The sequence below is a fragment of the Pseudomonas sp. S5D5 genome, from assembly GCF_003013355.1.
Classification (GTDB): Bacteria; Pseudomonadota; Gammaproteobacteria; order Pseudomonadales; family Pseudomonadaceae; genus Aquipseudomonas; species Aquipseudomonas aylmerensis.
Genome location: NZ_PTEO01000001.1, coordinates 6418599 through 6431276 on the forward strand (window position 1 = coordinate 6418599; position 12678 = coordinate 6431276).

The window sequence follows — 12678 nt, forward strand, 5'->3', positions numbered from 1 at the left end:
GCCGAAGAACCTGAACGGTTGGCAAGCCCGCCCTCGCCACGGATAATGCCCAGTTTTTCCACCTGCGCATCGCGCGCCGCCGCTTGCGGTCGAAAGAGAACACCATGAAAGACACCATTCGCCAGCTGATCCAACAAGCCCTCACCCAACTCGTCAACGAAGGTGTGTTGCCTGAAGGCCTGACGCCGGCGATCCAGGTGGAAAACACCCGCGACAAGACCCACGGCGACTTCGCCAGCAACATCGCGATGATGCTCGCCAAGCCTGCGGGCATGAAACCGCGCGACCTGGCGGAAAAAATCATCGCCGCCCTGCCCGCCGACCCGCAGGTCACCAAGGCCGAAATCGCCGGCCCGGGCTTTATCAACTTCTTCCAGAACACCCAGGCCCTGGCGTCCCGCCTGGACGCAGCCCTGGCTGACGAAAAAATCGGCGTGCGCAAGGCCGGCCCGCTGGAGCGCGTGGCGATTGACCTGTCGGCGCCCAACCTGGCCAAGGAAATGCACGTCGGCCACCTGCGTTCGACCATCATCGGCGACGGCGTGGCACGCGTGCTGGAGTTCCTCGGCGACACCGTGATCCGCCAGAACCACGTGGGCGACTGGGGCACCCAGTTCGGCATGTTGATGGCGTATCTGCAGGAAAACCCGATCACCAGCAACGAGCTGGCAGACCTGGAGAACTTCTACCGCGCCGCCAAGAAGCGTTTCGACGAATCCGAAGAGTTCGCCGACCGCGCCCGTGGCCTGGTGGTCAAGCTGCAGGCCGGTGACAAGGAATGCCTGGAGCTGTGGGGCCGCTTCCGGGAGATCTCGCTGTCGCACTGCCAGGAAATCTACGAGCTGCTCAACGTCAAGTTGACCCCGGCCGACGTGATGGGCGAAAGCGCCTACAACGATGACCTGATCAACGTGGTCAACGACCTCAAGGCCAAGGGCCTGCTGGTCGAAAGCAACGGTGCCCAGTGCGTGTTCCTCGAAGAATTCAAGACTGCCGACGGCGAGCCGCTGCCGGTAATCATCGTCAAGGCCGACGGCGGCTACCTCTACGCCACCACTGACCTGGCGGCCGTGCGCTACCGCAGCGGCGTGCTGAAAGCCGACCGTGCGCTGTATTTCGTCGACCAGCGCCAGGCCCTGCACTTCCAGCAGGTGTTCGAAGTGGCGCGGCGCGCAGGGTTTGTCACCCACCCGATGCACATGGAACACATGGGTTTCGGCACCATGAACGGCGCCGATGGCCGCCCGTTCAAGACCCGCGACGGCGGCACCGTGAAGCTGATCGACCTGCTGACCGAAGCCCAGGAGCGTGCCTACAACCTGGTGAAGGAAAAGAACCCGGAGCTGGCCGAGGCCGACCTGCGCAACATCGCCCGCGTGGTGGGGATTGGCGCGGTGAAATACGCCGACCTGTCCAAGCACCGCACCAGCGACTACAGCTTCAACTTCGAACTGATGCTCAACTTCGAAGGCAACACCGCGCCGTACCTGCTGTACGCCTACACCCGCGTAGCCGGGGTGTTCCGCAAGCTGGGCAAGGACTTCAGCGCAGTCGAAGGCCAGATCGTGCTCCAGGCCCCGCATGAGCAGGAACTGGCCGCGAAACTGGCGCAATTCGGCGAAGTGCTGAACAGCGTTGGCGAGAAAGGCACGCCGCATATCCTCTGCACCTACTTGTACGAAGTCGCCGGTCTGTTCTCCAGCTTCTACGAGAATTGCCCGATCCTCACCGCCGACGACGAAGCCCAGAAGCAAAGTCGCCTGCGCCTCGCCGCACTGGCTGGACGGACCCTCAAGCAAGGCCTGGAACTGTTAGGCCTGGAAACCCTGGAGCGTATGTAAGTTGGCTGCCAAGAAAAAACCTGCACCCAAGCGCGGCGCGAGCCGCTACCAGGCACCGGCGAAGAAGCCTATTCCAGGCTGGTTGTGGATGGCCATCGGCCTGGCGGTCGGCGCGTTTGTGGTGATTCTGATGAAGCTGGAGCCGGGCAAGGGCGATGACGTCAAACGCGTCAAGCAGGAGCAGCAGAAGGCCACCAAAATCGCCGAAGCCAACAAGACTGCGCCGAGCCCGACTGCACCGGTGAAGCCGAAGTACGACTTCTACACGCTGCTGCCGGAATCGGAAGTGATCGTGCCGCCCGACGCCGTGCCGGAGAAAACCCTGCCGACGCCGCAAGTGCCGACCACCCCGGTAACGCCTGCGGAAGCGGCGAAAATCGACACCGCACGGGCCCAGGCGGCGCTGGCCGGGATCACCCCGCCACCAGCACCGCCGGTTGCAGAGACCAAGGCAGCACCGGTGACCAAGTTCTTCCTGCAGGCGGGCTCGTTCCCGAAACAGGCGGATGCGGATCGTGTGCGTGCGCAGATCATCCTGCTCGGCCAGACGGTGACGGTGGAGTCCGGCACGGTCAAGGACGCGACCTGGTATCGCGTCCTGGTAGGGCCGTTCAGCAACCGCGAACAGCTGACCGTCGCACAGAAACAACTGGCCGGCGCCGGGTTTAGCAACCTGTTGTTACAACAACGCCAGAGCCGCTGAATCTGACAACACAGCAGGGCCCATGTGGGAGCTGGCGTGCCGGCGATGGCGGTATCACAGTCAATATTTCAGTGACTGGCACACCACCATCGCAGGCAAGCCCGCTCCCACATTTGGTTTTGGGGTGAGCTTAAAAAATGTGTCGGACCGATAAACACCACTCGTCCGCCTTAAACCCTTACGGTTGAAATCCCCCCCGCCACCCCCATATGAGTTTCCATCAGGGCATTTTCGCCCCGCTGCGTGGAGACTCTCCCCTTGACCACCATCGTTTCAGTACGTCGCCACGGCAAAGTCGTCATGGGCGGCGACGGCCAGGTTTCCCTTGGCAACACCGTGATGAAAGGCAACGCGAAAAAAGTCCGTCGCCTGTACCACGGCCAGGTTCTCGCGGGCTTTGCCGGCGCTACCGCCGACGCCTTCACCCTCTTTGAACGTTTCGAAGGCCAGCTTGAAAAGCATCAGGGCCACCTCGTGCGCGCCGCTGTCGAGCTTGCCAAAGAATGGCGCACCGACCGCTCCCTCAGCCGCCTGGAAGCCATGCTGGCAGTCGCCAACAAAGACGCGTCCCTGATCATCACCGGTAACGGCGATGTGGTTGAGCCCGAACACGGCCTGATCGCCATGGGCTCCGGCGGTGGCTACGCACAAGCGGCTGCCAGCGCACTGTTGAAGAAAACCGACCTGTCGGCCCGCGAAATCGTCGAGACTGCCCTGGGCATCGCCGGCGACATCTGCGTGTTCACCAACCACAACTTCACCATTGAGGAGCAGGACCTCGCCGAGTAAGCCGTAGGCTTATTCCTGCTTGAGGCCGCCAAACACTATGTCCATGACTCCCCGCGAAATCGTCCATGAACTCAATCGCCATATCATCGGCCAGGACGATGCCAAGCGCGCCGTTGCCATTGCGCTGCGTAATCGCTGGCGCCGGATGCAACTGCCCGAAGAACTGCGCGTTGAAGTAACCCCCAAGAACATCCTGATGATCGGCCCGACCGGCGTGGGCAAGACCGAGATCGCCCGGCGCCTGGCCAAGCTGGCCAACGCGCCATTCATCAAGGTCGAAGCCACCAAGTTCACCGAAGTGGGCTATGTGGGCCGCGACGTCGAATCGATCATTCGTGACCTGGCCGACGCCGCGCTGAAGCTGCTGCGCGAACAGGAAATGACCAAGGTCAGCCACCGCGCCGAAGACGCCGCCGAAGAACGCATCCTCGACGCCCTGCTGCCACCGGCGCGCATGGGCTTCAACGAAGACGCCGCACCGGCCTCGGATTCCAACACCCGCCAGCTGTTCCGCAAGCGCCTGCGTGAAGGCCAGCTGGACGACAAGGAAATCGAGATCGAAGTTGCCGAAGTTTCCGGCGTCGACATCTCCGCACCGCCTGGCATGGAAGAAATGACCAGCCAGTTGCAGAACCTGTTCGCCAACATGGGCAAGGGCAAGAAGAAAAGCCGCAAGCTCAAGGTGAAGGAAGCACTGAAGCTGGTGCGCGACGAAGAAGCCGGGCGCCTGGTGAACGAGGAAGAGCTCAAGGCCAAGGCCCTGGAAGCGGTCGAGCAGCACGGCATCGTGTTTATCGATGAAATCGACAAGGTGGCCAAGCGCGGCAACGCCGGCGGCGTCGATGTGTCCCGTGAAGGCGTGCAGCGCGATCTGCTGCCGCTGATCGAAGGTTGCACCGTGAACACCAAGCTGGGCATGGTCAAGACCGACCACATCCTGTTTATCGCCTCCGGTGCGTTCCACCTGAGCAAGCCCAGCGACCTGGTACCCGAGCTGCAAGGCCGGCTGCCGATTCGCGTCGAGCTCAAGGCGCTGACCCCGGGCGACTTCGAGCGCATCCTCAGCGAGCCGCACGCGTCGCTGACCGAGCAGTACCGTGAGCTGCTGAAAACCGAAGGCCTGGGCATCGAGTTCCTGCCGGACGGCATCAAGCGCCTGGCGGAGATTGCCTGGCAGGTCAACGAGAAGACCGAGAACATCGGTGCCCGTCGCCTGCACACCCTGCTGGAGCGCCTGCTTGAGGAAGTGTCCTTCAGCGCGGGTGACATGGCGGGCGCGCAGAATGGCGAATCGATCAAGATCGACGCGGACTACGTCAACAGCCACTTGGGCGAATTGGCGCAGAACGAAGACCTGTCTCGTTATATCCTGTAAGCCTTACATCGGACCAGCTTGTGTGAGCGCTGGCTTTTGTGGGAGCCGGGCTTGCCCGCGATGGGGTCGCCGCGTAGTGCCAGAAGCACCGCGGTGATGCTATCGCAGGCAAGCCAGCTCCCACACAAGCCCAGCTACCACATTGATCCGGTTCCTTCAGGATCATCTCTGAGCGGTTCCCCAAATGACCAAACTGCCTACCGCCATCAACCTGCACAAAACCTCCAACACCCTCGGCCTCACCTACGGGCCAGACGAGGTCTACCAGTTGCCCGCCGAACTGCTGCGGGTGCACTCGCCGTCTGCCGAGGTCCAGGGCCACGGCAAACCCATCCTGCAATTCGGCAAACTCAATGTCCGCTTGACCAAGATCGAACCCGCCGGCCAATACGCACTGAAATTGACCTTCGACGACGGGCATGACAGCGGTTTGTTCACCTGGGACTACCTCTACCAACTGGCCGTGCGTCAGGACGCGCTGTGGGCCGATTATCTCGCCGAGCTCAAGGCTGCCGGCAAAACCCGCGATCCGAGTGAATCGGTCGTGCGCCTGATGCTCTAGCCCAGGCTTCTTGCTCTTTAGAGGGCATTTTCTAATTTCATCTGCTTGAATGCCCTGTCGCGTGGCCAATGATTGGCCCGCTTGCGAAAAAAATTAAACTCGGGTAACCAATGGAACTGGCAAGTTCCCTGCATTTGACGATGCGGTATCAACGGTCACCCGAGTCGCAGTACCTGGCTTGTGTTGTGTATCGAAACCTGGTGCGCAGCGGTACCCGGTACTCGTCTTTCGGACAATGGAGCGTCGTAGATGAGTAACAAGAATAACGATGACTTGAAACGCCAGGCCTCGGAAAACACCTTGGGGCTCAACCCGATCATCGCGTTACGAAAAAAGGATTTACTCGCCTCGGCGAAGATGGTGCTGACCCAAGCCATCAAGCAACCGTTGCACAGCGTCAAGCATGTGGCCCACTTCGGCGTCGAATTGAAGAACGTGATGTTCGGCAAATCGCAGCTGCAGCCCGAGAGCGACGACCGTCGCTTCAATGATCCGGCCTGGACCCAGAACCCGCTCTATAAACGCTACCTGCAGACCTACCTGGCGTGGCGCAAGGAATTGCACGAGTGGATCGGCGACAGCAACCTGTCGGAACAGGACATCAGCCGCGGCCACTTCGTGATCAACCTGATGACCGAAGCCATGGCCCCCACCAACAGCGCGGCCAACCCGGCGGCGGTCAAGCGCTTCTTTGAAACCGGCGGCAAGAGCCTGCTCGATGGCCTGTCCCACCTGGCCAAGGACATGGTGCACAACGGCGGCATGCCGAGCCAGGTCAACATGGGTGCCTTCGAAGTCGGCAAGACCCTGGGCACCACCGAAGGCGCCGTGGTGTTTCGCAACGACGTGCTGGAGCTGATCCAGTACAAGCCGACCACCGAGCAGGTGCACGAGCGCCCATTGCTGGTGGTACCGCCGCAGATCAACAAATTCTATGTGTTCGACCTGAGCCCGGATAAAAGCCTGGCGCGCTTCTGCCTGCGCAATGGTCAGCAGACGTTCATCGTCAGCTGGCGCAACCCGACCAAGGCGCAGCGCGAGTGGGGTCTGTCGACCTATATCGAAGCACTGAAAGAAGCCGTCGATGTGGTCACCGCGATCACCGGCAGCAAAGACATCAACATGCTCGGCGCCTGTTCCGGCGGCATCACCTGCACCGCGCTGCTGGGCCACTACGCGGCGCTGGGCGAGAAGAAGGTCAACGCCCTGACCCTGCTGGTGAGTGTGCTGGACACCACGCTGGACACCCAGGTGGCGCTATTCGTCGACGAGCAGACCCTTGAAGCCGCCAAGCGTCACTCCTACCAGGCCGGCGTGCTGGAAGGCCGCGACATGGCCAAGGTATTCGCCTGGATGCGCCCCAACGACCTGATCTGGAATTACTGGGTGAACAACTACCTGCTCGGCAACGAGCCGCCGGTGTTCGACATCCTGTTCTGGAACAACGACACCACGCGCTTGCCGGCGGCCTTCCACGGCGACCTGATCGAACTGTTCAAGAACAACCCACTGGTGCGCGCCAATGCACTGGAAGTGTGCGGCACGCCGATCGACCTCAAGCAGGTCACCGCCGATATCTATTCACTGGCCGGTACCAACGACCACATCACGCCCTGGCAGTCCTGCTACAAGTCGGCGCAGCTGTTTGGCGGCAAGGTCGAGTTTGTGTTGTCCAGCAGCGGGCACATCCAGAGCATCCTCAACCCGCCAGGCAACCCCAAGGCGCGCTACCAGACCAGCGATGGCTTGGCAGGCAAGGCGCTGGAATGGCAGGAAAATGCCACCAAGCACACCGATTCCTGGTGGCTGCATTGGCAGGCCTGGCAGGCGGAGCGGGCGGGGAAACTGAAGAAGGCACCGACAACTTTGGGTAATAAAACTTACGCCGCAGCTGAGGCTGCGCCGGGGACATACGTTCACGAACGCTAAACGAACCACCGTTTTGTAGCTGGAATGCGCTCAAATGTGGGAGCGGGCTTGCTCGCGAATGCGCTAGATCAGTCACTATTTACTCGACTGATACACCGCTTTCGCGAGCAAGCCCGCTCCCACACTGACCGAATTCCGACAGGGAAATAGTGCGCCACTTCGCAGGGTAAGCCCATGCCGCAACCGTTCATCTTCCGCACCATCGACCTGGATGGCCAGACCATCCGCACGGCGGTGCGCCCGGGCAAGCCGCACTTGACGCCGTTGCTGATCTTCAACGGCATCGGCGCCAACCTTGAGTTGGTGTTTCCGTTCGTCCAGGCCCTGGACCCGGACTTGGAAGTGATCGCCTTCGACGTGCCCGGCGTGGGCGGTTCCTCGACGCCCAGCCGGCCGTACCGGTTTCCTGGTTTGGCCAAGCTCACGGCGCGCATGCTCGATTACCTGGATTACGGCCAGGTCAACGCGGTGGGCGTGTCCTGGGGCGGCGCGCTGGCGCAGCAATTTGCCTATGACTACCCGGAGCGCTGCAAGAAGCTGATCCTGGCCGCCACCGCCGCCGGCGCCTTTATGGTGCCGGGCAAACCCAAGGTGCTGTGGCTGATGGCGAGCCCACGGCGCTATATCCAGCCCTCTCATGTGGTGCGCATTGCGCCGATGATCTATGGCGGCTCGTTCCGCCGCGACTCGAAACTGGCCGCCGAACACGCCAGCAAAGTGCGCTCGGCCGGCAAGCTCGGCTACTACTGGCAGCTGTTCGCGGGGCTTGGCTGGACCAGCATTCATTGGCTGCACAAGATCCGTCAGCCGACCCTGGTGCTGGCCGGGGACGACGACCCGCTGATCCCGCTGGTCAACATGCGCATGCTGGCCTGGCGCATTCCCAACGCGCAGTTGCACATCATCGATGACGGCCATCTGTTCCTGATCACCCGCGCGGAAGCCGTGGCTCCGATCATCATGAAGTTTCTCGAGGAGGAGCGTCTGCGGGCGGTGATTCACCCGCGACCGGCGGTGTAAGGACTGCGCCGCCGCGCAACTTGCCGAGAACCGGCTATGGTTCTGAATTGGCGTGCCTGTTGATGGCTTGACGAAGGAGTGTTGGCTCATGCGAGAAAGACCCGTGACGAACCCGGCGCCCACCCCCGCTGCGTTCATCAACGCGCAAAATGCGATCACCGGCCTGCGCGGCCGGGATTTGCTGTCGACTCTGCGCAGCGTCGCCGCCCATGGCTTGCGCAACCCGGTGCATACCGCCCGTCACGCGCTCGCGCTGGGCGGTCAACTGGGCCGCGTACTGCTGGGGGAAACGGTGCACGAGCCCAATCCCCGCGACAGCCGCTTTGTCGACCCGACCTGGGCCCTCAACCCCTTCTACCGGCGCAGCCTGCAAGCCTATCTGAGCTGGCAGAAACAGACCCGCCACTGGATCGATGACAGCACCTTGAGCGCCGATGACCGCGCCCGTGCGCATTTCGCCTTCGCCCTGATCAACGACGCCGTCTCGCCGTCCAACACCTTGCTCAACCCGCTGGCCATCAAGGAGCTGCTCAACTCCGGCGGCAACAGCGTGGTGCGCGGCGTGAGCAACCTGTTCGACGACCTGCTGCACAACCACGGCCTGCCACGCCAGGTGAGCAAGCAAGCCTTCGAGGTCGGCAAGACCGTGGCCACCACGCCGGGCTCGGTAGTGTTTCGCAACGAGCTGCTGGAGCTGATCCAGTACAAGCCCATGAGCGAAAAGCAGTACGCCAAGCCGCTGCTGATCGTGCCGCCGCAAATCAACAAGTACTACATTTTCGACCTGAGCCCGGCCAACAGCTTTGTGCAGTACGCGCTGAAGAACGGCCTGCAGACGTTCATCGTCAGTTGGCGCAACCCGGACGTACGCCATCGCGAATGGGGCCTGTCCACCTATGTGGCCGCGCTGGAAGAAGCGCTCAACGTGTGCCGGGCGATCACCGGTGCCCGTGAAGTCAACCTGATGGGCGCCTGCGCCGGCGGCCTGACCATCGCGGCCCTGCAAGGCCATCTGCAAGCCAAGCGCCAGCTGCGGCGCATCTCCAGTGCCAGTTACCTGGTGAGCCTGCTGGACAGCCAGATCGACAGCCCCGCCACGCTGTTTGTCGACGAGCAAACCCTGGAGGCGGCCAAGCGCCGTTCCTACCAGCAAGGCGTGCTCGACGGCCGCGACATGGCGCGCGTGTTCGCCTGGATGCGCCCCAATGACCTGATCTGGAATTACTGGATCAACAATTACCTGCTGGGCAAGGAGCCACCGGCGTTCGACATCCTGTACTGGAACAATGACAACACGCGCCTGCCCGCCGCACTGCATGGCGACCTGCTGGACTTCTTCAAGCACAACCCGTTGAGCCATCCGGGCGGCCTGGAAGTGTGTGGCACGCCCATCGACTTACAGAAGGTCACGGTGGACAGCTTCAGCGTCGCCGGGATCAACGACCACATCACGCCGTGGGACGCGGTGTACCGCTCCACCCAACTGCTGGGCGGCGAGCGGCGCTTCGTGCTGTCCAACAGCGGGCATATCCAGAGCATCCTCAACCCGCCGGGCAACCCCAAGGCCAACTACGTCGAAAACCCCAAGCTGAGCAGCGACCCGCGCGCCTGGTACTACGACGCCGATCACGTCGAAGGCAGTTGGTGGCCACAGTGGCTGACCTGGATCCAGCAACGCTCCGGCGTACAGCGCGAAACCCTCACCGCCCTGGGCAACCAGAACTATCCACCGATGGAAGCGGCGCCAGGCACTTACGTGCGGGTGCGCTGAGCTCAACGATCACATTAAGAAGACTGGATGAAGACCCGCGACCGTATCCTTGAATGTGCCCTGCAGTTGTTCAACCAGAAGGGCGAACCGAACGTGTCGACCATGGAGGTGGCCAATGAAATGGGGATCAGCCCCGGCAACCTCTACTACCACTTCCATGGCAAGGAGCCGCTGGTGCTCGGGCTGTTCGAGCGCTTCCAGAACGAGCTGGCGCCGCTGCTCGACCCACCGGCAGATGCGCAACTGGAGGCGCAGGATTACTGGCTGTTCCTGCACCTGATCGTCGAGCGCATGGCGCACTACCGTTTTTTGTTCCAGGACCTGTCGAACCTGGCCGGCCGCCTGCCGAAGCTGGCCAAGGGGATTCGTGGCCTGTTGACTGCACTCAAGCGCACCCTGGCGTCATTGCTGGCGCGGTTGAAGACGGCGGGGCAACTGGTCAGCGATACCCAGGCACTGGGGCAACTGGTGGAGCAGATCACCCTGACCCTGCTGTTCTCCCTGGACTACCAGCGCATTCTCGACCGCGACGGCGAAGTGCGGGTGGTGGTGTACCAGATCATGATGCTGGTGGCGCCGCACTTGATGTTGCCGGCACGCCAGGCGACCGAGCGATTGGCCCTCAAATACCTGGATCACACCGATTAAAAATGAAAAAAAACGCCCGACCTCTGTAGGCCGAGCGTTTTTTGTGTCCTGTAGAAATCAGGACTGACTGGATGGCGTCGGGGTTACCGGCGTTGCAGTCGGGGTGACAGCAGCGGGCGTCGGTGCGGAAACCGAGTTGGCTGAGGACGCGGTTGGCGTTGGCGCGGTGGCAGGCTTGGCCGCTACGGCGGGTTTGGCCGCTGCGGGTTTTTTCGCTGCAGCGGGCTTCTTCGCGGCGGCGGGTTTTGCCGCAGGCTTGGCGGCGGCCGGTTTGGCAGCAGCGGGCTTGGCAGCCGGTTTCGCGGCAGCAGGCTTGGCAGCTGGCTTGGCGGCAGGTTTGGCTGCTGCGGTTTTCGCGGCCGGCTTGGCGGCCGGTTTTGCTGCTGCTTTGGCGGCAGGCTTGGCAGCCGGTTTGGCCGCTGGCTTGGCTGCAGCTTTAGCCGCTACAGGTTTAGCCGCAGGCTTGGCGGCCGGTTTGGCCGCGGCGGTCTTGGCTGCAGGCTTGGCGGCGGGTTTCGCCGCGGCTTTTGCAGGGGCCTTGGCCGCAGGTTTGGCAGCGGGCTTGGCGGCAGCTTTCACCAGAGGCTTGGCAGCGGTTTTGGCGGCCGGTTTGGCAGCAGCGGTTTTGGCCGCGGGCTTGGCAGCCGGTTTCGCCGCAGCGGTTTTAACCGGAGCCACTTTGGCGCCCGTGAGTTTTTCGATTTGCTTGGTCAGGGTATCGACCTTGGTGTGCAAGGCCTTCACTTCAGTACGGCTAGGCACGCCCAGTCGCGAGATGGCTTTGTTGAGGCGAGTATCCAGTGCCCCTTCAAGCTCGCTCCAAGTACCCAGTACCTGTTTCTTCGCATCACTGATGCGCGAACCGGCAGTCGCCTTGGCGGCATTAACTTGTTTACCGACTGTGCTCTTGGTCAACTTCTCGGCCTTTTCGCCGTCCTTGACCAAAGTCTCGAAGAGTTTACTGCCGTCACTGTCGATCTTCGAGTAAACGCCTAAACCAGCCAGCCAGATCTTGCGGGAATATTCTTCAACTTTCCCGACCCACGAGCTGCCTTCTTTCTGAGTAGTCTTTTTAACAGCCATCCCGATGTCTCCTTAGTGTTTACGCGCGACACGTTCGAGCAATGCCGTCAGCTCTTCGAGCTTAGCAGAGAGTGTCTCCACGTCATGTTTAGACGCAATGCCGATTCGATTCAAGGCACTGGCGACACGAGTATCAAAAGCTTTTTCAACTTTATCCAGCTGAACTTCTACCAGACCTTTGACCACGGAGACATTACTCTTTACTTGATCAATCTGACTGTTGGCAGCATCAAGTTGTTCAACTGCAACTTTTTTGCCTTTACTTTCAACATGTTGACCAGTCTTAACCAGCTCTTTGAAGTAGTCGCTGCCCTCGCTTCCGACCTTGGCGTAGGCACCAAGACCCGCCAGCCAAATCTTGCGGGCATAGGTTTTAACGTCACTCAGGGCAGTGGTCTGGGCGTCGATTTTTTTCTTCAGAATAACTTTGGCCATGGTGCACCTCACGCGAAAAAGGGGGGAGGAACGGCCCACAGGAGTTGAGGGCTTGGGCACAAAGTAGGCTGGAAAATTAGAATCGGCACCCTAAGTACACGCGGATCAGGCCAAGGCTTTATCCAAGGCTTTCTCGATTTCGGATTTGATCGTGCCACTCATGGCCGACATCAACAGCCCCAGTTCCACATCAATACGCAGTGAATCATCAGCGACGACTACCGTGCCTTTAACCCCCGAACGCTTGAGGTTCAAGGTATCGCCGGACCACGACGGCTCCAGGCCATATTGCTCCTGGAGTTTGTGCGCCAACTTGTCGGCCTTTGCCCGTGCGCCTTCTTTACCCAGGGAATGTGCACGTTCAACGGTTATACGGGCCATTGCAATGACTCCTCTTTATAGGGATTTGAATACCTTCGATGCGGCAAAAGGTCTCGGTGACCGCCCATCTTACCTGCAGCCTTGCCAAGACAAAGCAGGCCTTGGGGATTATCATGTCCCGCATTCTCTTTTGGTGACAGC

General features: G+C 61.2%; 12 protein-coding genes. 9 read left to right on the plus strand and 3 right to left on the minus strand.

The genetic code is table 11. The features are described 5' to 3' along the window. The first annotated feature begins 104 nt into the window (after positions 1-104). The 9 genes from argS to C9990_RS29360 all read left to right on the plus strand — a co-directional run bounded on the left by argS (position 105) and on the right by C9990_RS29360 (position 10638). Positions 105-1841 (plus strand): arginine--tRNA ligase, encoded by a 1737-nt coding sequence (gene argS, locus C9990_RS29320; protein ID WP_065899907.1) that lies wholly within the window; start codon positions 105-107, stop codon positions 1839-1841. Position 1842: 1 nt separating this feature from the next. Continuing rightward, a complete protein-coding gene (locus C9990_RS29325; protein WP_065899905.1) occupies positions 1843-2544 on the plus strand; it encodes an SPOR domain-containing protein in 702 nt (233 codons plus the stop codon). Positions 2545-2802: 258 nt separating this feature from the next. Next, positions 2803-3333 carry an ATP-dependent protease subunit HslV gene (gene hslV, locus C9990_RS29330; protein WP_010563201.1) on the plus strand — a complete coding sequence of 177 codons (531 nt, stop codon included), beginning with the start codon at positions 2803-2805 and terminating at the stop codon, positions 3331-3333. Positions 3334-3370: 37 nt separating this feature from the next. Continuing rightward, a complete protein-coding gene (gene hslU, locus C9990_RS29335; RefSeq protein ID WP_106805378.1) occupies positions 3371-4708 on the plus strand; it encodes an ATP-dependent protease ATPase subunit HslU in 1338 nt (445 codons plus the stop codon). 184 nt (positions 4709-4892) lie between these two features. Further along, positions 4893-5270: a gamma-butyrobetaine hydroxylase-like domain-containing protein gene (locus C9990_RS29340; protein WP_106805379.1), complete on the plus strand. Its 378-nt coding sequence runs from the start codon at positions 4893-4895 to the stop codon at positions 5268-5270. A gap of 249 nt (positions 5271-5519) precedes the next feature. Then, entirely contained in the window at positions 5520-7199 is a 1680-nt protein-coding gene (gene phaC, locus C9990_RS29345; protein ID WP_106805380.1) for a class II poly(R)-hydroxyalkanoic acid synthase, read from the plus strand. 174 nt (positions 7200-7373) lie between these two features. Continuing rightward, positions 7374-8219, plus strand: coding sequence for a poly(3-hydroxyalkanoate) depolymerase (phaZ, locus tag C9990_RS29350; protein ID WP_065899897.1), 846 nt, complete (start codon positions 7374-7376; stop codon positions 8217-8219). Positions 8220-8307: 88 nt separating this feature from the next. Next, complete coding sequence (phaC, locus tag C9990_RS29355; protein WP_065899895.1) at positions 8308-9990, plus strand: class II poly(R)-hydroxyalkanoic acid synthase; 1683 nt, start codon at positions 8308-8310, stop codon at positions 9988-9990. Positions 9991-10017: 27 nt separating this feature from the next. Continuing rightward, the gene (locus C9990_RS29360) at positions 10018-10638 is read left to right on the plus strand and encodes a TetR/AcrR family transcriptional regulator (protein ID WP_065899893.1); all 621 of its coding nucleotides are present in this window, start codon (positions 10018-10020) and stop codon (positions 10636-10638) included. Positions 10639-10695: 57 nt separating this feature from the next. Here C9990_RS29360 and C9990_RS29365 read toward each other — a convergent pair whose 3' ends face one another. The 3 genes from C9990_RS29365 to C9990_RS29375 all read right to left on the minus strand — a co-directional run bounded on the left by C9990_RS29365 (position 10696) and on the right by C9990_RS29375 (position 12537). Continuing rightward, a complete protein-coding gene (locus tag C9990_RS29365) occupies positions 10696-11721 on the minus strand; it encodes a phasin family protein (RefSeq protein WP_106805381.1) in 1026 nt (341 codons plus the stop codon). A gap of 12 nt (positions 11722-11733) precedes the next feature. Beyond that, positions 11734-12156 (minus strand): phasin family protein, encoded by a 423-nt coding sequence (locus C9990_RS29370; RefSeq protein ID WP_106805382.1) that lies wholly within the window; start codon positions 12154-12156, stop codon positions 11734-11736. Between the two features lie 105 nt (positions 12157-12261). Next, the gene (locus C9990_RS29375; RefSeq protein WP_065899890.1) at positions 12262-12537 is read right to left on the minus strand and encodes a polyhydroxyalkanoic acid system family protein; all 276 of its coding nucleotides are present in this window, start codon (positions 12535-12537) and stop codon (positions 12262-12264) included. Positions 12538-12678 lie beyond the last annotated feature (141 nt).